Source organism: Lelliottia sp. RWM.1, from assembly GCF_016859735.1.
In the GTDB taxonomy this organism is placed as follows: domain Bacteria; phylum Pseudomonadota; class Gammaproteobacteria; order Enterobacterales; family Enterobacteriaceae; genus Enterobacter.
On the sequence record NZ_WLVC01000004.1, the window covers coordinates 176,504 to 195,597 of the forward strand.

Genomic DNA, 19,094 nt, shown 5'->3' on the forward strand with positions numbered 1-19,094 from the left:
AAATGGAAAAAGTATGAAGAACTGGAAAACGCTGCTGCTCGGTATCGCCATCGTTGCGAACACCAGCTTCGCGGCCCCCCAGGTTGTCGATAAAGTCGCCGCTGTGGTTAACAACGGCGTAGTGCTTGAAAGTGACGTTGATGGCTTGATGAAATCTGTGAAGCTCAACTCGGGCCAGGCAGGTCAACAACTTCCAGATGACGCAACGCTGCGCCACCAAATCCTGGAACGTCTGATCATGGATCAGATTGTCCTCCAGATGGGGCAGAAAATGGGCGTAAAGGTCACTGACGAGCAACTCGATCAGGCGATTGCTAACATTGCCAAACAGAACAACATGAGCATGGACCAGATGCGTAGCCGCCTGGCCTATGATGGCATCAGCTACCCAACGTATCGTAGCCAGATCCGCAAGGAAATGCTGATTTCAGAAGTGCGTAACAATGAAGTTCGTCGCCGTGTCACCATCCTGCCACAGGAAGTTGATGCCCTGGCGAAACAGGTTGGCAATCAAAATGATGCCAGCACCGAGCTGAACCTGAGCCACATTCTGATCCCACTGCCAGAAAACCCAACATCCGATCAAGCCGCTGAAGCAGAAAGCCAGGCGCGTTCAATCGTTGAGCAGGCTCGTAATGGCGGCGACTTCGGTAAACTGGCGATCACCTACTCTGCCGACCAGCAGGCGCTGAAAGGCGGCCAGATGGGCTGGGGTCGTATTCAGGAACTCCCTTCAATCTTTGCCCAGGCGCTGAGCACGGCGAAGAAAGGCGATATCGTGGGTCCTATTCGTTCAGGCGTGGGTTTCCACATTCTGAAAGTGAATGACCTGCGTGGTCAGAGTCAGAGCATCTCCGTAACGGAAGTTCACGCACGTCATATCCTTCTGAAGCCATCTCCGATCATGACTGACGACCAGGCTCGTGTGAAGCTGGAGCAGATTGCAGCTGACATCAAGAGCGGTAAAACCTCCTTTGCGAATGCAGCAAAAGAGTTCTCTCAGGATCCCGGCTCAGCTAACCAGGGCGGTGACCTTGGTTGGGCAGCGTCAGATATTTACGATCCTGCTTTCCGTGATGCGCTGATGAAACTGAATAAGGGTCAGATGAGCGCTCCTGTGCATTCCACGTTTGGCTGGCACTTGATTGAACTGCTGGATACCCGCAACGTGGATAAAACCGACGCGGCGCAAAAAGACAGAGCTTACCGTATGCTGTTTAACCGTAAGTTCTCTGAAGAAGCAGCCACCTGGATGCAGGAACAACGCGCCAGCGCTTACGTGAAAATATTGAGCAACTGATGAAACAACATCGTGTTGTCATCACTCCCGGCGAACCCGCCGGGATTGGTCCGGACCTCGTCGTCCAGCTCGCCCAGCGTAGCTGGCCTGTCGAACTGGTCGTCTGCGCAGACGCAACACTGTTACAAGACCGGGCAACATTGCTCGGTCTGCCTTTAACGCTTCTGCCCTACGTTGAAGGCCAACCGCCTGTGCCACAGCAGGCTGGCTCGTTAACCCTTCTTTCCGTACCGTTGCGGTCACCCGTTATACCCGGCCAACTCAGCACAGAAAACGGTCATTACGTCGTCGAGACGCTCGCGCGCGCGTGTGATGGTTGTCTGAAGGGCGAGTTTGCCGCATTGATTACCGGACCAGTGCATAAAGGTGTGATTAACGAGGCGGGTATTCCCTTTACCGGCCACACTGAATTCTTCGAAGAGCGTTCGCAGAGTCCAAAAGTGGTGATGATGCTGGCGACCGAAGAAATGCGCGTCGCGCTGGTCACTACCCATCTGCCGATCAAAGCGATTCCGGATGCCATTACTCCCGCACTTCTGCGTGAGATCATCACGATTTTGCATCACGATCTGCAAACCAAATTCGGTATCGAACAGCCGCATGTTTTGGTATGTGGCCTGAACCCACATGCTGGAGAAGGCGGGCACATGGGCACGGAAGAGATCGATACCATCATTCCAGTGCTGGATGAAATGCGCGCGAAAGGGATGGATCTCAGCGGGCCGCTGCCTGCCGATACCCTTTTTCAGCCCAAGTATCTGGATAATGCCGACGCCGTGCTCGCGATGTACCACGATCAGGGCCTGCCCGTGCTAAAATACCAGGGCTTTGGCCGGGGGGTGAATATCACTCTCGGTCTACCTTTTATTCGAACGTCTGTTGACCATGGTACTGCGCTGGATTTGGCGGGTCAGGGAAAAGCAGATGTCGGCAGTTTTATTACGGCGCTTAATCTCGCCATCAAAATGATCACTAATACGCAATGACTAATCGAGTCCATCAGGGCCACTTAGCCCGCAAACGCTTCGGGCAAAACTTCCTCAACGATCAGTTTGTGATCGAAAGTATCGTCTCGGCTATCAATCCGCAAAAAGGCCAGGCTATGGTTGAAATCGGCCCAGGACTTGCGGCACTGACCGAACCTGTCGGTGAACGCCTCGACGAATTAACGGTTATCGAACTGGATCGCGATCTGGCCGCTCGCCTGCAAACGCATCCATTTTTGGGGCCAAAGCTGACGATTTATCAGCAAGATGCCATGACAATGAACTTTAGCGAGCTGTCTGAAAAGCTGGGTAAACCACTGCGCGTCTTTGGTAATCTGCCTTACAACATCTCTACGCCGCTTATGTTCCATCTGTTTAGCTATACTGATGCCATTGCCGACATGCATTTCATGTTGCAAAAAGAGGTCGTCAACCGACTGGTTGCCGGACCGAACAGTAAAGCGTATGGTCGACTGAGTGTTATGGCGCAGTACTACTGCCAGATTATCCCTGTGCTTGAAGTACCACCAACCGCCTTTACACCAGCACCAAAAGTAGATTCAGCCGTTGTTCGCCTGGTGCCGCACGCCACGATGCCGCATCCGGTTAAAGATTTGCGCGTACTGAGCCGTATCACGACGGAGGCATTTAACCAACGTCGTAAAACCATCCGCAACAGCCTCGGTAACTTGTTTACCGTCGAGGTATTAACGGAACTGGGTATCGATCCGGCCATGCGTGCAGAAAACATTTCCGTCGCGCAATACTGTCAGTTGGCGAATTACGTTAGCGACAACGCGCCGCCGAAGGAGAGTTAAGTCATGTATGATTCGCCCCGCGTCTGTGTTCATGTGCAAAGCATCTATATCGAATCGCAATCCACACCGGATGAAGAACGTTTTGTATTTGCTTACACCGTAACCATACGCAATCTGGGGCGGATGCCTGTGCAGTTGCTCGGGCGATACTGGCTTATCACTAATGGCAATGGCCGTGAAATCGAAGTCCAGGGTGAAGGTGTCGTGGGTGAACAACCCCACATCGCTCCTGGCGAAGAGTATCAGTACACCAGCGGTGCAGTGATAGAAACACCGCTGGGAACCATGCAAGGCCATTATGAAATGGTCGACGTCGATGGTAATGCCTTCCGCATTGCCATTCCTGTGTTCCGTCTCGCCGTCCCAACACTCATTCACTAATACAATGTCTACATATCTCATTGGCGACGTTCACGGTTGCTACGATGAACTGATCGCGTTGTTAAAACAGGTCGATTTTACACCTGGGCAAGATACGCTGTGGCTGACGGGCGACCTGGTTGCGCGCGGCCCTGGCTCTCTTGACGTCCTGCGCTACGTAAAATCACTGGGCGACTGCGTGCGCCTTGTTCTCGGCAATCATGATCTGCATCTGCTGGCCGTCTTTGCGGGGATCAGCCGTAATAAACCCAAAGATCGTATTTCACCGTTACTGGAAGCGCCGGACGCCGATGAGCTGCTCAACTGGCTCCGTCGCCAGCCATTGCTGCAAATTGATGAAGAGAAAAAACTGGTGATGGCTCACGCCGGGATCACCCCACAGTGGGATCTCGAAACGGCAAAAGCCTGTGCGCGTGACGTTGAAGCGGTTCTGGCAAGCGACTCCTATCCGTTCTTCCTCGATGCCATGTACGGCGATATGCCGAACAACTGGAGTGAGGAGTTAAGCGGTCTTGCCCGTTTGCGCTTTATCACTAATGCATTTACCCGCATGCGCTATTGCTTCCCGAACGGTCAGCTGGATATGTACTGCAAAGATACACCAGATAATGCCCCTTCCCCGCTAAAACCGTGGTTCGCTATTCCTGGCCCGGTAACAAATGAATACAGCGTGGTGTTTGGTCACTGGGCATCGCTTGAAGGGAAAGGCACGCCTGAAGGGATTTATGGACTGGATACCGGGTGCTGCTGGGGCGGAGAGCTCACCTGCTTACGCTGGGAAGATAAAACCTACTTTGTGCAGCCGTCGAACCGGCAACTGGACTTAGGGGAAAATGAGGCGGTCGCCTCCTGATACTTTTTAGCCTCCCCCGTCGGGGGAGGCTAATGACTTAACGGCGCTCCAGAATCTCGAAGCAGTAGCTGTGTGAGTTCTGCTCATCCGCATCATGGAATTCACTGAACACGGATTCCCACTCGTCCGGATCGTAATCCGGGAAATGGGTGTCCCCTTCCACTTCCGCATCAATATGCGTCAGATACAGCTTCTGCGCTTTCGGCAGGAACTGCTCGTACACACGACCACCACCGATAACCATGATCTCCTCGGCATTACCGCAGGCTGCAATCGCCTCTTCCACGGATGTTACCCACTCGACACGATCGTCAGTACCGGGCTTGCTACTGATAACGATATTCTTACGACCCGGCAATGGACGACCAATCGACTCCCAGGTCAGGCGGCCCATCACTACCGGCTTGTTTAACGTTGTACGTTTAAACCATGCGAGATCGGCAGGCAGGTTCCACGGCATGGCGTTTTCCATACCGATGACGCGGTCTACCGCCAGCGCTGCAATCAGACTGATCATTGAAAAATTCCCGGATGCAAAAAATTGCCGCCACTATACGGAAAGCATAATCTTTCGTCGACTACAGCCAGAGTAAAGAACGGGAAATTTTTTAAAATTGCTGGCAACTCCACTTCACGCATTAGGTTTACTCTCTGGTTCATCCTGCGGATTGCCCGTATGTTTTCCCTCTTCAGTGCCTTGCCAGCCGTGTCGCTGGACAAGCGACAGATGGTTACGATCCTCGTTAATAATTTCCGTCAACATCGCACTGGTGCGTTTAAACACCGCCGCACGTTCTGACGCTGTGCTTTCCGCCATCTCCACCATCTCTTCCACCATTTCGGTGTTGAAGCGACGGAACCAGTCCGCACGCTCGCGGGCCTCATATGCACCTAATCCAAGACTTTCCAGCGCCAGACGTCCCGACTTAAGCGCACCTTCAAACGTTTCACGTTCCGGTGTCTCAACGCCGGCCTGACGCAATTTAATGTAGTGATCGACATCGCGGGCACGAGAAATGATCGCCAGATTCGGGAAATGCTCTTTCACCAGTTCCACCAGTTGCAGACTGGTTTGTGGATCATCGATCGCATTAATCAGCACTTCCGCTTTCGCCGCACCTGCGGATTCCAGTAAATCAACACGGGTCGCATCACCGTAGAAGACTTTCATATCGAATTTCCGCAAGGTATCAACATGGTCAGGATCGTGATCGAGGATCACCATTTTCACGCCGCTCGACAGCAGTAAACGTCCGGTGATCTGCCCAAAACGACCAAACCCGGCAATAATTACGCGCGGCTGCTCTTCATCAATTTCATCCGCTTCGCGTTCTTGTTCGCTGCCGGATTTCTCCAGACGCGTCAGTACCACCAGCAAAACCGGCGTTACCGCCATCGACAAAGCCACCGCCAGTGTTAACGCTTTTGCCCATTCAGGATCGAGCACGTTTGCCATCTGCGCTGCACCAAATACCACGAAAGCAAATTCACTTCCTTGCCCCAGCAAAACAGCAAACCAGCGACGCTGTTTGTTGGGAACATTCAAGGGACGGGCAATGAGCCACAGTATCCCCATTTTAATGACCAGGAAGCCCACCAGCAGAATAATGATCCGCAGTGGATGCGTCATCAGCGTGCCAAAATCGATGGACATACCCACGCCGATGAAAAACAGCCCCAACAGCAGTCCCTTGAAGGGCTCAATATCGCTTTCCAGTGCATGACGGTATTCGGAGCTTGCCAGTAACACCCCCGCGAGGAACGCCCCCATCGCCATCGACAACCCAGCTTCTTCCAGCAATAAACCGAAACCAAACACCAGGAACAGTGCTACGGCACTGAACACTTCCCGCAGGCCAGATCGAGCCACAAAACGCAGCAGAGGACGTGTAACGTAGCGGCCTAACAAAATAACCAGCGCCAGTGCACCCGCTACTTTTAACGCCGACAACGCAAATGTACCCAGCGTGGTTGATGCGCCGCTAGCTGCAAGAAGCGGGATCATCGCCACCAGCGGGATGGCGGCAATATCCTGGAACAACAGCACGGAAAACGCGCTACGTCCCATCTGGGATACCGTCAGGTTACGTTCATTCATCGCCTGCATGGCAATCGCCGTGGACGAGAGCGCCAGGGTCATCCCAATCAGCTCCGCGACTTTCCACTCCATGCCCAGCAGGATACAGAACCCGCCCAGTAACAGGCCGCAGGCCACCATCTGTAGTGCGCCCCCCCCAAATACCGACGCCCGCAGTTTCCACAACCGTTGCGGATCAAGCTCCAGGCCAATCACAAACAGCATTAGCACCACGCCGATTTCCGCAAAATGCAAAATTGACTCGGCATCAGTGACCAGGCGAAAACCCCAGGGGCCAATGACACAACCCGCAATCAGATAACCGAGCACAGACCCCAGTCCCAGCCGAACGGCCACGGGAACAATCAGCGCTGCCGCCCCCAGGTAAATCAGTGCCTGTATCAGCGTATGGCTATCCATTGTGCGCCTCCTGCCACTCAAGTAAGCGTTGTTTGTAGTGACGAGCCTGCGCCTGCAACGTCTCATCGTCGCAGACAAAGGTGCAGTGCATCGCAAAAGGAGGAAGCCAGGTCAGTCCACAATAGAGTGCAGTTGCCTGTAACGGCTGTGCCAGTACCTCAAAACCTGGGAACGAACCGATATCAAAGTGACTTTCGCCACCTCCGGTGGTCACGGCCCACATCAGGCTTTTCCCCTTCAGTGCGTTACCGTTATGGCCGTACGCCCAACCGTGGGAAAAGACCTTGTCGATCCAGAGCTTGAGTAAAGGAGGTGTGCTGTACCACTGCATCGGGTGCTGCCAGATAATCAGGTCAGCACGTGCCAGCGCCGCCTGTTCGGCGGCGATGTCGATATTAAAATCGGGGTAAAGTTGATAAAGGGAGCGGATCTCCACGCCGTCGAGCGTCCCTGCCTGTTCCAGCATCCGTTTATTCGCATGCGAGTGATGCGGATAAGGATGCGCATAAATTATCAGAATCATTGAGTAGCCTGTCTTCACGCGTATTGCAATCAGCAGAGTGTAGACAGTTAATTGAACCGCTTACAATGATAACTGTTATTTATGTATCCGGGAGTTACGCGCGACGAGGCTGCTTACTGACGAGTTCATCATCAGGGGTTACACTCAGGTCGCATTTTTTCGGCAGCAGGAAGGTCATGGTTCCGGCAATGAGCAGCGATCCCGCCAGCGCACATACTGCGACATTTTGACCATAAAGATAAATCATCACCCCCACCAGGTACGGGCCACAAAAACCCCCGAGGTTCCCCAGACCGTTAATCACCCCACGGGCGCTCCCCGCCACTTCTGGCGCAGCAATTCGACCCGGCATTGACCAGAAGGGACTGGTTGCCGCCTTCAGGAAGAATCCGCAGATCACCAGTGCGATGTACGCCGCCACCACATGTTCGCGCAACACGACGGAAGCAATCAGCGCAGCAGCAAAACAGTACAGTGAAAAACGAACCCACAGTCTGCGCTTACCGCTGCGATCGCTGAACAGAGAAATCACGTAGATCCCCGCAAGCGTCGCCACAAAAGGCAGTACCGCCAGGAAGCCCACGCTCGCCATATTTCCACCCGTCAGCCCCTTAAGGATCGTCGGCAGCCACAGCGTGTAACCGTAATCGCCAGTCTGGTAGAAGAAGTTAAGGATCACCAGCTTCATCAGCCCGGCATTGCGGAAGACATCTTTAACGGGCGCGTTACTCACGGGGGCTTCTGCCAGTTTTGCGGCCCGCTCTGCCGCGAGGGTTTTCACCAGATAGTCACGTTCAGCCGCCGGTAACCAGCGGGCCTCTTCCGGGCGATCGCTTATCATGAACCACCACACGGCCAGCACCACCAGTGACAACAAGCCTTCGATGATAAACAGCCAGCGCCAGTCGAGCGAGGCGATAATGGCCCCGGAAACCGGGGCTGTCAGCATCCCGCCAAGAGGAGCAAACATCATTACAAAGGCATTGGCACGCCCTAACTCTTTTTCAGGGAACCAGTTGCTGACCATCGTCAGAACGACGGGTAACATCCCCCCTTCAGAGACACCGAGAATAAAGCGCAAAACCAACAGTTGGTATTCATGGGTCACAAAACCTGTTGCTACGGATACCACCGCCCACGCCATCAGGGACCAGGCAATAAAACGTTTCCCGCTGCCATTAACGGCAATACGTCCACCCGGTATTTGCAGAAATAAATAACCAATAAAAAATATACCACTGGCAACACCAGCCATCTGACTGGTAATACCTAAATCTTCTTCCATACCGCCAGGTAACGCGAAACTAATATTAACCCGGTCCATAAAAGAAATAATACAGGCGATCAAGACCGGCGTAATAATACGCAACCAGCGGGTGCTGGGAATGTTCTCGTTCATATTTTGCACTCTCTATGCAGAGGTTATTGTTGTGATTACATAAGAACCAGGTACAGAGATAAAACGTGAAGAATTAATTAATCGCGTTGGGTAATACCGCGCCTGCAAAATAAGCGGCAACGTTGGCATAGACCACGTCGCTCATTCGTTGCCGTGTTTCATGGGTCGCACTGGCGACATGTGGTTGCAGCACGACATTCTCGAGCGCCATCAACTCCGCAGGAACATTCGGCTCATCGTCGAAAACATCCAGACCCGCACCGGCGATAACACCGTTTTGTAACGCCCGAATTAATGCCGGTTCATCAATCAAAGAACCTCTGGCGATGTTGATAATCCAGGCATGCCTCGGCATCACGTTAAATACTGAAGCGTCGATCAGACCCCGGTTAGCATCACCGCCAGATGCGGCAACCACCAGAAAATCACTTTCATGGGCCAGCGTATGCAGGTCAGCACACCATTGATAACCCAGTTCTGGCGCGGGTTTGCGGTCGTGATACAGCACCTGCATATCAAAACCGCAAGCACGGCGGGCAATTGCCTGACCAATGTTGCCCATGCCCAGCAGACCAATCCGTTTTCCGCTCACCTGCGTAGCCAGCGGCAGGCCACCACTGAGCCAGCGCCCTTCCCGCACGAAACGATCGCCCTGGCATAGCTGGCGAGCACCAGCCAGCAGAAGCCCCATCGCCAGATCGGCTACATCGTTGGTTAAGACACCGGATGTAATCGTGACCGCGATATTCCGGGAGCGGACATAGTCCAGATCCACGGCATCAGTACCAACGCCAAAGATAGCCACCAGCCCCGCATGCGGCAGCAGCTCCAGCACGCTGTTTTGTACGCCCACATCCCCACGCGTCACGACGGCGGCAATGTTCTCACCTTGCTCACGCAGGAATGCGATGGGATCGTCCTGTTCGTACAGGCGCAGCAGTGGGAACTCGCTCGCCAGCTGCGTCTGCAGGCTATCGATAACGGGGGCCACTAAAAGAACAGCGCGGGAAATAGCAGTAGTCATGGGATCACCTGTTTGAAGTTTCGTTAAGACTGATGACACTATCAAACGGGTTTTTTGTAGGGTTTTTTGCGATCTCCGTCACGCTGAATCGTGTTAAAAACGGCTGTTACACCGTCCGTGATCGGTAAGACAATTTAGATGGTTTCCCCCATCGACAGGCGGTAGTGCAGATCGACTTTTTCAATCGTTGGCAGCCCTTTGATTTTCTTTATCAGGATCTCGGTTGCCACCTTGCCCATCTCCGCACGCGGTGTCAAAACGCTCGCCAGACGGGGGGAGACAATCTGGCCGATCTCCAGGCCATGAAAACCGGCAATCGCCATCTCCTCCGGTACGCGGATACCCGATGCCAGACACTCCTGTAACACGCCGACAGCAAGGTCATCGTTGGTACACAGAATACCGTCCATACTGGCATACATCTGGCGCGCCAGGGTCATCATGCCTGTCCCGATGGACACTGACGAAACCTTATTGGGCGCAATACGCCCCACCGCCAGCCCGGCACGCTCCATCGCCTGGCAATACCCGGCATAACGCTGCTCATCGCGGACATCCGACATCGAACCAAAGTAGACAATATGCCGCTTACCGCTTGCCAGCAGCATATTGGTCATATCCAGGCCCGCATTGAAATTATCAAACCCCACGTTGATGCGCCCAGGGTTATCAGACAACCCCATGACTTCAGCAACAGGGATTTTTGCCGCATTGAGATATTTTTCTGCCCGTAGGGTGTGCACAGACTCGGTTAAGAGCAAGCCTTTGACGTTAAACGCCAGCACTGCAGCAATCTGCTCCTCTTCACGCTGGCGGTCATAGTCATAATTCACCACCAGCGTCTGATAACCGTGTGCAGCGGTAACCGATTCGATACCCGCTAACAGATCGGCAAAAATTTGGTTATGAAAGGAAGGAATTAATACGCCAATACGTGGAACAACGGTACTGCTCATGGCCGGATTATCCGGGTCCGGCTCATAGCCAATCTCTGCAATCACGCTGGCAATACGTTCCGCTGTATCGGGCTTCACTTTATCGGGAGTACGTAAATAGCGACTGACGGTCATTTTCGTTACGCCAGCCAGCTCTGCAATATCATTAAGCGTAATACGTTGTACTTTCATCAACCAACCCGTCAATTACCGCCGCCACATCAGGCCATTATGCCTGCCACAGGGGGAAAAGAGAATCGCGCAACCTGGGCAAAACCCCTACACAGGGTGGCATTTCCCGCCCCGCTTCACGTTTAGCGTAACCCCTTTTCGTAACACGATTTGAAGTGATCTTCATCACAGTTTTACCAGGTGAAAATCCGTGAGATAGAACACACGACGTTATCTCTATTCAGCCGTTAATCAGGATATCAAGATGAAAGATCTTTTCAGCTTACAAGGTAAACGCATTTTAATTACGGGCGCAGGGCAAGGTATTGGTTTTGTCATGGCTCAGGGTCTGGCGCAATACGGTGCGGAAATTATTATTAATGATATTTCTGAAACCCGGGCTAATGATGCCGTCATGAAATTACGCGATGAAGGCGCAACGGCTTATCCGGCGGTATTTAATGTCACCGACGCAGATTCCGTAGAAAATGCCATTAGCCAGATTGAAAAAGAGATTGGCGCAATTGATGTGTTATTTAATAACGCGGGCATTCAACGTCGTCATCCTTTTACCGAATTTCCGGTCCAGGAGTGGAATGACGTTATTTCCGTTAACCAGACCGCCGTATTCCTGGTTTCTCAGGCTGTGGCTAAACGTATGGTCACTCGCCGACAGGGAAAAATAGTCAATATCTGCTCCATGCAAAGTGAACTGGGGCGCGACACCATTACGCCGTATGCGGCAGCTAAAGGGGCAGTCAAAATGCTCACCCGCGGCATGTGCGTCGAGCTGGCTCGCCATAACATCCAGGTCAACGGCATTGCCCCCGGTTACTTCAAAACAGCGATGACGCAAACGCTGGTCGACGACAAAGCCTTTACCGACTGGCTCTGCAAACGTACACCGGCGGCGCGCTGGGGTGATCCTCAGGAACTGATGGGAGCTGCGGTGTTCTTGTCCTCAAAGGCATCTGATTTCGTTAACGGGCATCTGCTGTTTGTCGATGGCGGCATGCTGGTTGCCGTCTGAGTCGGGAGGCATTATGGCGGGACAATGCATTATTCTGATGGGCGTATCGGGTACGGGAAAGACGACAGTCGGGCAAGCCCTTGCCCAGCAACTGGGGGCAAAGTTTATCGATGGAGATGATCTTCACCCACGGCAGAATATTATCAAAATGGCGGCGAGTCAGCCGCTTAATGACCAGGATCGCAGCCCCTGGCTGGAGCGGATTGCGGACGTCATGTTTAGCCTGGAGCAAAAGAATGAATCCGGCGTGCTGGTCTGCTCGGCGCTAAAAAAACGTTACCGCGACCAACTGCGCAAGGGGAGTGATAATGTGCGCTTTCTTTGGCTGACGGGGGATTACGACTGCATCCTCGGGCGTATGCAACAGCGTAAAGGGCATTTTATGCCAGAAGCGTTGTTACGCAGTCAGTTTGCCGCACTAGAAGCTCCTGATGAAAGCGAACCGGATATTATCGCCGTCGATGTCGCGCCGAACGTGGCGCAGATCGTGACAAACGCATTAACGCTACTCGAACAGACACATCCCAGGGAGATACTGGCATGATTATCGATACCTTAACCGCAGCCGCTAAAAACACCTCGTATCCGCGGGCTATCCGTAAAGCGCTTCACGCGGTTATCGCGCAAGATCCGCATACACTACCCGCAGGGAAATATACGGTGGAAGGCGATAATCTCTTTTTCTCTGTGGTCGAAGGCCAGACAAAATCGTTGGCAGAACAGCGTCCAGAGTATCATCGGCAGTACATAGATATTCATATTGTTCTGAAAGGTGAAGAGATTATTGGGGCGGGGAATAAGGGGCTTAGCATCACCCCGGACGGTCCATTTAATGATGCGCATGATATCGGCTTTTGTGAACACATCAGCAGTGAAACGTTGATTCACCTTCATCCGGAGGAGCTGGCGATCCTCTTCCCCGGCGAACTACACCGCCCAATGTGTGCGCTTGATGCAGGTGCACCGCTGCGCAAGATCATCGTCAAAATCAATCAGGATCTGCTGTAGGTTGTATTGCTGGCCCCATTCACGGGGCCACTGGCAGAACTTAGTTATCCAGCTCACCCATGGATTTAACCTGGTCACGGTTAATCTGCTCGGTTTTACCCGTCTCGGCATTTTTGTAGGATACCAGGCCCGTATCATCATCCACCTGCGGCTTACCGTCAGTCACAATGGTTCTGCCGTCAGTCGTTTTAACAGCCTGATTAGATGAACAGCCTGCAACGGTAAACAGCGCTGCTGCGGTCAAAATTGATGCGATCAGTTGTTTATTTTGCATGGTGTTTTTCCCTGCTCTCAGTTGAATGTCATTATCGTCCTAACCATTTTAGGTTAGCTAATTGAGCCGGGAGGGGAAACCAGAAGGTTCTGAAGTGGGGATAATACCCGGCAGACGAGATGCTGCCGGGCATTTTGGCTTACTTGTTAATTTGCGCGTGCATTTCCTGTACTGAAGTCACCTTCTCGGTCGCATCCGCATTCAGCGCCATGGCTGTTGCAAAACCGCCGTTCAGGGTGGTGTCGTAGTGCACTTTGTACTGCAGTGCGCTGCGGCGAATCAGTTTGGAGTCTTCAATCGCCTGACGACCTGCCGTGGTATTGATGATGTAGGTGTATTCGCCATTCTTGATACGGTCCTGAATGTGCGGACGACCTTCATGCACCTTATTCACCAGACGCGGGTTAATGCCTGCTTCACCCAGAACAATCGCCGTTCCGTGAGTCGCATCCAGCTCGAAGCCCTGTTTCAGCAGTTTAGCGGCCAGGTCAACCACACGCTCTTTATCACCTTCGCGCACAGAGAGCAGCGCGCGCCCCTGTTTTTTCATGGTAGAGCTGCTGCCCAGTTGCGCTTTTGCGAACGCTTCGGCGAATGTACGGCCCACACCCATCACTTCCCCGGTCGAGCGCATTTCTGGCCCTAACAGCGGGTCAACGCCAGGGAATTTATTGAACGGAAGCACAACTTCTTTCACCGAGTAATACGGTGGAATGATCTCTTTAGTGACACCCTGCTGAGCCAGCGTCTGGCCTGCCATTACGCGAGCAGCCACTTTTGCCAGCGGCACACCCGTCGCTTTGGAGACGAACGGTACGGTACGCGCCGCACGCGGGTTCACTTCAATCAGGTAGACTTCGTTATCTTTCACCGCGAACTGCACGTTCATCAGGCCGCGAACCTGTAGCTCGAAGGCCAGTTTCTGCACCTGCTGGCGCATGACGTCCTGGATCTCCTGGCTCAGGGTGTACGCTGGCAGAGAACAGGCTGAGTCACCGGAGTGAACACCGGCCTGCTCAATGTGCTCCATGATGCCGCCAATCAACACCATTTCGCCGTCGCAAATCGCATCCACATCCACTTCAACCGCATCGTCGAGGAAACGGTCGAGCAGGACTGGTGCGTCGTTGGATACGCTTACCGCGGTCTGGAAGTAGCGACGCAGGTCAGCTTCGTCATAAACGATTTCCATCGCGCGGCCACCCAGCACGTAGGATGGACGAACCACCAGCGGGTAACCAATCTCTTTGGCCCGATCAACGGCCTGTTCAATCGCGGTGACAGTGGCGTTTGCCGGTTGTTTCAGTTTCAGACGGTCAACCGCCTGCTGGAAACGCTCGCGGTCTTCTGCACGGTCAATGGCATCCGGGCTTGTGCCGATAACCGGAACACCTGCCGCTTCCAGCGCACGCGCCAGTTTCAGCGGGGTCTGGCCACCGTACTGCACGATAACGCCTTTTGGCTTCTCGATACGCACGATTTCCAGCACATCTTCCAGCGTTACCGGCTCAAAGTACAGGCGGTCAGAGGTGTCGTAGTCGGTTGAGACGGTTTCCGGGTTACAGTTCACCATGATGGTCTCGTAACCGTCTTCACGCAGCGCCAGCGAGGCGTGTACACAACAGTAGTCGAACTCAATACCCTGGCCGATACGGTTTGGACCGCCGCCGAGTACCATAATTTTATCGCGGTCAACGGATGGGTTCGCTTCGCACTCATCCTCATACGTGGAGTACATGTATGCAGTGTCAGTCGCAAATTCTGCGGCGCAGGTATCCACGCGTTTGTACACAGGATGCAGGTTGTACTGGTCACGCAGTTTGCGGATTTCCGCTTCGCGAACACCAGCCAGTTTCGCCAGACGCGCATCAGCAAAGCCCTTGCGCTTGAGCACGCGCAGGAAATCGGCATCAAGGCCGTTGATGCCCATCTCAGCCACGCTCTCTTCGAGACGAACCAGCTCTTCAATCTGCACCAGGAACCAGCGGTCAATGTTGGTCAGGTTGAATACGCCATCTACAGACAGGCCTGCACGGAAGGCATCGGCGATGTACCAGATACGCTCAGCGCCTGCATCTTTCAGCTCACGGCGAATTTTCGTCAGCGCTTCCGGGTCATCCAGGCTGACTTTCGGGTCAAAGCCGGTTGCGCCCACTTCCAGGCCGCGTAGTGCTTTTTGCAGGGATTCCTGCTGCGTGCGGCCAATCGCCATCACTTCACCCACCGATTTCATCTGGGTGGTCAGGCGGTCATTCGCGCCCGCGAATTTCTCGAAGTTGAAGCGCGGAATTTTAGTCACAACGTAGTCGATAGACGGTTCAAACGATGCCGGAGTACGGCCACCGGTGATATCGTTCATCAACTCGTCGAGGGTGTAACCCACAGCCAGTTTCGCCGCGACTTTAGCAATCGGGAAGCCTGTTGCTTTGGATGCCAGCGCGGAAGAACGTGATACACGCGGGTTCATCTCGATAACAATCAGACGGCCATTTTTCGGGTTCACTGAGAACTGAACGTTTGACCCGCCAGTTTCCACGCCAATTTCACGCAGCACCGCCATCGAGGCGTTACGCATGATTTGATATTCTTTATCGGTCAGTGTCTGGGCTGGTGCAACCGTGATGGAGTCACCCGTGTGGATACCCATCGCATCAAAGTTTTCGATAGAGCAGACGATGATGCAGTTGTCGTTTTTATCACGCACCACTTCCATCTCGTACTCTTTCCAGCCAATCAGCGACTCATCAATCAGTAGCTCTTTGGTTGGGGAAAGATCCAGGCCACGTTCGCAAATTTCTTCGAACTCTTCGCGGTTGTACGCGATACCGCCGCCCGTGCCGCCCATGGTAAAGGACGGACGGATGATGCACGGATAGCCCACGTCAGCCGCCACAGCCAGCGCTTCTTCCATGGTATGTGCGATACCGGAACGTGCTGTGTCGAGACCGATTTTTTTCATTGCCACATCGAAACGGCGGCGGTCTTCTGCTTTGTCAATCGCATCGGCGGTTGCGCCGATCATGGTGACGCCGAACTCTTCCAGCACGCCCTGACGTTCCAGTTCCAACGCACAGTTCAGCGCAGTCTGGCCGCCCATGGTTGGCAGAACCGCGTCCGGACGCTCTTTCTCGATGATTTTACGTACGACTTCCCAGTGAATCGGCTCGATGTAAGTTGCATCAGCCATTTCCGGGTCGGTCATGATGGTTGCCGGGTTAGAGTTGACCAGGATAACGCGGTAACCCTCTTCACGCAGGGCTTTACAGGCCTGCGCGCCGGAGTAGTCAAATTCACAGGCCTGACCGATAACAATCGGGCCAGCGCCAAGGATCAGGATGCTTTTTATATCTGTACGTTTTGGCATTTTCTTCTCGGCTCCTGATTATTTAGCGGTCTTACGGTATTGCTCAATAAGTTCGATGAAGTGATCGAACAGCGGTGCGGCATCGTGCGGGCCTGGGCTCGCTTCCGGGTGACCCTGGAAACTGAATGCAGGCTTGTCGGTACGATGGATGCCCTGCAGAGTGCCATCGAACAGCGATTTGTGTGTCACGCGCAGGTTAGCAGGCATAGATGCCTCATCGACGGCGAAGCCGTGGTTCTGGGCGGTGATCATCACGGTATTATTATCGATATCTTTTACCGGATGGTTGCCACCGTGGTGACCAAACTTCATTTTTACGGTGTTAGCTCCGCTCGCCAGCGCCAGCAACTGGTGGCCAAGACAGATGCCGAAGACCGGAACATCCGTTTCGAGGAAGGAGGTAATCGCGTTGATTGCGTAATCACATGGCGCCGGGTCACCAGGGCCGTTGGAGAGGAAGATACCGTCCGGATTCATCTTCAGCACTTCTTCAGCAGAGGTTTTCGCCGGAACCACTGTCAGGCGGCAGCCGCGATCAACCAGCATGCGCAGAATGTTACGTTTCGCGCCGAAATCGTATGCCACAACATGGAAAGGCAATTCGCTCTCTTTTTTCGCTTCCGGCAGCTCACCTTCCAGCGTCCAGCTACCTTGTGTCCAGCTGTAGGCTTCCGCGGTGGTGACCTCTTTCGCGAGGTCCATGCCGTTCAGACCAGGGAAAGCTTTTGCTTTTTCCTGCGCCAGGGCCGCATCCAGGTTATCACCCGCGATGATGCAACCGTTTTGTGCACCCTTCTCACGCAGCAAACGCGTCAGCTTACGGGTATCGATATCAGCAATCGCCACGATGTTATGGCGCTTCAGGTAAGAAGAAAGATCTTCGGTATTGCGGTAGTTGCTGGCAATCAGCGGCAGGTCGCGAATAATCAGACCTTGCGCATGTACCTGAGAGGACTCTTCATCAGCGGCGTTAGTGCCGACATTGCCGATATGGGGATAAGTAAGGGTGACGATTTGGCGGGAATAGGAAGGATCAGTGAGGATTTCTTGATAACCGGTCATTGAAGTATTGAAAACGACTTCCCCAACCGCCGAACCTGTTGCCCCTATGGCCCGACCGATAAACTGGGTTCCGTCTTCCAGAACCAATAGCGCTGACTTAATCAAAACACCCTCCAGAGAATATTCACTCACTTTATCTGCATATTAATTCACAACCATGTCATGAATCAATGCAAATTTGTTGCCAGTGGATTTTCGGCAAACGGCGGCATTCTGGGGATTTAGTCGGTGAAAGTCAACTCAAAACGGATATTTTGTTTGTTCTTTTGGGAAGCTGGCGCGTGTTAAGCCGATTAACCGACAAAAAGATCAAGTAAATCACATCGGAAAACGCTTGCGTGGCACGTTTAATGGAAAATAAAGAGAGAAGACAGTAAAAAGTAGACCAGATGGTCAAAATTTACAAAACATCAACACAAAAACACAAGATAACGTTTATTTTCAAGAGTTATGTTTAATTAATTCAGTTAAACATGAAAAATAAAAGGGCAATAAAATATTGCCCTATGCAATCAATGCATTACGACTGCAATAACCACATCACGATGGGTAATAAATCTTACAAATTGTTGAGATCAAGCACATCTCGCATATCAAAAAGACCATCTTTCTTGCCTTTTAGCCACAAAGCAGAACGTACCGCACCATTGGCAAAGGTCATACGGCTTGATGCTTTGTGCGTAATCTCTACACGTTCGCCAATGTCGGCGAACATCGCAGTATGTTCACCGACGATATCGCCCGCACGAACAGTGGCAAAGCCAATCGTACCGGGTACGCGCTCACCGGTGTAACCTTCACGGGTATAAACCGCACACTCTTTTAAATCTTTATTCAGTGCATGAGCAATCGCTTCCCCCATCGCCAATGCTGTACCTGATGGCGCATCGACTTTATAGCGGTGGTGCGCTTCGACAATCTCGATGTCGGTATAATCACCCATGACCTTCGCCGCTTTCTCCAGCAGTTTGAGCATCACATTCACGCCCACACTGAAGTTTGCTGCAAAGACGATAGCAACATGCTGTGACGCTTCCAGGATTGCCTGCTTACCGGCATCGTCAAAACCTGTTGTGCCAATGACCATCCCTTTACCGTGCTGACGGCAAAATGCCAGATGATTCAGCGTCCCTTCAGGGCGAGTAAAATCGATGAACACATCGAAATCATCTTTTACTGTATCCAGGCTGCTTTGAACGGTGACACCGGTTTTGCCAGCCCCTGCTAATTCACCCGCATCCGTTCCTAGCAGAGATGAACCTTCGCGCTCCAGCGCAGCGCCAAGCGCCACACCATCCATCTGTAGCGCCGCCTGAATCAGCTGTCGGCCCATACGTCCACCCGCGCCAGCAATTGCGACACGGATCTGTGCATCATGCATAGTTATTCTCTTACGTTAAAATGATGTAAACCGTTTTCAGATTACCCAGCCTTCGTCTAGGCCGCCAACTGAAAACACCGATAATTAG

The 19,094-nt window shown here is 52.9% G+C and carries 18 protein-coding genes; 8 read left to right on the forward strand and 10 right to left on the reverse strand.

The genetic code is table 11. From position 1 onward, the window contains the following. Window positions 1-13: 13 nt before the first annotated feature. The 5 genes from surA to apaH are packed head-to-tail and all read left to right on the forward strand — an operon-like array spanning window position 14 to window position 4,338. Window positions 14-1,300: a peptidylprolyl isomerase SurA gene (gene surA, locus GF617_RS05370; protein WP_181622216.1), complete on the forward strand. Its 1,287-nt coding sequence runs from the start codon at window positions 14-16 to the stop codon at window positions 1,298-1,300. Further along, window positions 1,300-2,286, forward strand: coding sequence for a 4-hydroxythreonine-4-phosphate dehydrogenase PdxA (pdxA, locus tag GF617_RS05375; protein WP_375289601.1), 987 nt, complete (start codon window positions 1,300-1,302; stop codon window positions 2,284-2,286). The genes surA and pdxA overlap by 1 nt, the downstream gene beginning before the upstream one ends. After that, window positions 2,283-3,104, forward strand: coding sequence for a 16S rRNA (adenine(1518)-N(6)/adenine(1519)-N(6))-dimethyltransferase RsmA (gene rsmA, locus GF617_RS05380; RefSeq protein ID WP_181622215.1), 822 nt, complete (start codon window positions 2,283-2,285; stop codon window positions 3,102-3,104). Before pdxA ends, rsmA begins: the two co-directional genes overlap by 4 nt. A 3-nt stretch (window positions 3,105-3,107) precedes the next feature. Next, a complete protein-coding gene (gene apaG / locus GF617_RS05385) occupies window positions 3,108-3,485 on the forward strand; it encodes a Co2+/Mg2+ efflux protein ApaG (RefSeq protein WP_181622214.1) in 378 nt (125 codons plus the stop codon). Between the two features lie 4 nt (window positions 3,486-3,489). Further along, window positions 3,490-4,338, forward strand: coding sequence for a bis(5'-nucleosyl)-tetraphosphatase (symmetrical) ApaH (gene apaH, locus GF617_RS05390; protein WP_181622213.1), 849 nt, complete (start codon window positions 3,490-3,492; stop codon window positions 4,336-4,338). Window positions 4,339-4,375: 37 nt separating this feature from the next. Here apaH and folA read toward each other — a convergent pair whose 3' ends face one another. The 6 genes from folA to GF617_RS05420 all read right to left on the reverse strand — a co-directional run bounded on the left by folA (window position 4,376) and on the right by GF617_RS05420 (window position 10,908). Further along, on the reverse strand, window positions 4,376-4,855 hold the full coding sequence (gene folA, locus GF617_RS05395; RefSeq protein ID WP_181622212.1) for a type 3 dihydrofolate reductase: 480 nt from the start codon (window positions 4,853-4,855) through the stop codon (window positions 4,376-4,378). Window positions 4,856-4,969: 114 nt separating this feature from the next. Beyond that, window positions 4,970-6,835, reverse strand: coding sequence for a glutathione-regulated potassium-efflux system protein KefC (kefC, locus tag GF617_RS05400; RefSeq protein ID WP_203451249.1), 1,866 nt, complete (start codon window positions 6,833-6,835; stop codon window positions 4,970-4,972). Continuing rightward, window positions 6,828-7,358: a glutathione-regulated potassium-efflux system oxidoreductase KefF gene (gene kefF, locus GF617_RS05405; protein WP_203451250.1), complete on the reverse strand. Its 531-nt coding sequence runs from the start codon at window positions 7,356-7,358 to the stop codon at window positions 6,828-6,830. Before kefF ends, kefC begins: the two co-directional genes overlap by 8 nt. Window positions 7,359-7,452: 94 nt before the next feature. Next, window positions 7,453-8,757 carry an MFS transporter gene (locus GF617_RS05410; RefSeq protein ID WP_203451251.1) on the reverse strand — a complete coding sequence of 435 codons (1,305 nt, stop codon included), beginning with the start codon at window positions 8,755-8,757 and terminating at the stop codon, window positions 7,453-7,455. A gap of 73 nt (window positions 8,758-8,830) precedes the next feature. Continuing rightward, entirely contained in the window at window positions 8,831-9,781 is a 951-nt protein-coding gene (locus tag GF617_RS05415; protein ID WP_181622208.1) for a 2-hydroxyacid dehydrogenase, read from the reverse strand. Between the two features lie 134 nt (window positions 9,782-9,915). Then, window positions 9,916-10,908, reverse strand: a complete 993-nt coding sequence (locus GF617_RS05420) for a LacI family DNA-binding transcriptional regulator (protein WP_181622207.1) — start codon at window positions 10,906-10,908, stop codon at window positions 9,916-9,918. A 244-nt stretch (window positions 10,909-11,152) separates the two neighbouring features. Between GF617_RS05420 and idnO the strand changes: the two genes are divergently transcribed. The 3 genes from idnO to GF617_RS05435 are packed head-to-tail and all read left to right on the forward strand — an operon-like array spanning window position 11,153 to window position 12,925. After that, on the forward strand, window positions 11,153-11,917 hold the full coding sequence (gene idnO / locus GF617_RS05425) for a gluconate 5-dehydrogenase (protein ID WP_181622206.1): 765 nt from the start codon (window positions 11,153-11,155) through the stop codon (window positions 11,915-11,917). 13 nt (window positions 11,918-11,930) lie between these two features. Next, a complete protein-coding gene (locus GF617_RS05430; protein WP_203451252.1) occupies window positions 11,931-12,461 on the forward strand; it encodes a gluconokinase in 531 nt (176 codons plus the stop codon). Further along, entirely contained in the window at window positions 12,458-12,925 is a 468-nt protein-coding gene (locus tag GF617_RS05435) for a YhcH/YjgK/YiaL family protein (RefSeq protein WP_203451253.1), read from the forward strand. The genes GF617_RS05430 and GF617_RS05435 overlap by 4 nt, the downstream gene beginning before the upstream one ends. A gap of 40 nt (window positions 12,926-12,965) precedes the next feature. Here GF617_RS05435 and GF617_RS05440 read toward each other — a convergent pair whose 3' ends face one another. The 4 genes from GF617_RS05440 to dapB all read right to left on the reverse strand — a co-directional run bounded on the left by GF617_RS05440 (window position 12,966) and on the right by dapB (window position 19,006). Continuing rightward, window positions 12,966-13,199, reverse strand: a complete 234-nt coding sequence (locus GF617_RS05440) for a YgdI/YgdR family lipoprotein (protein ID WP_181622203.1) — start codon at window positions 13,197-13,199, stop codon at window positions 12,966-12,968. Window positions 13,200-13,338: 139 nt separating this feature from the next. Next, the gene (carB, locus tag GF617_RS05445) at window positions 13,339-16,563 is read right to left on the reverse strand and encodes a carbamoyl-phosphate synthase large subunit (RefSeq protein ID WP_181622202.1); all 3,225 of its coding nucleotides are present in this window, start codon (window positions 16,561-16,563) and stop codon (window positions 13,339-13,341) included. A gap of 18 nt (window positions 16,564-16,581) precedes the next feature. Then, window positions 16,582-17,730, reverse strand: coding sequence for a glutamine-hydrolyzing carbamoyl-phosphate synthase small subunit (gene carA / locus GF617_RS05450; protein ID WP_181622201.1), 1,149 nt, complete (start codon window positions 17,728-17,730; stop codon window positions 16,582-16,584). 454 nt (window positions 17,731-18,184) lie between these two features. Beyond that, entirely contained in the window at window positions 18,185-19,006 is an 822-nt protein-coding gene (gene dapB / locus GF617_RS05455; protein WP_203451254.1) for a 4-hydroxy-tetrahydrodipicolinate reductase, read from the reverse strand. Window positions 19,007-19,094 lie beyond the last annotated feature (88 nt).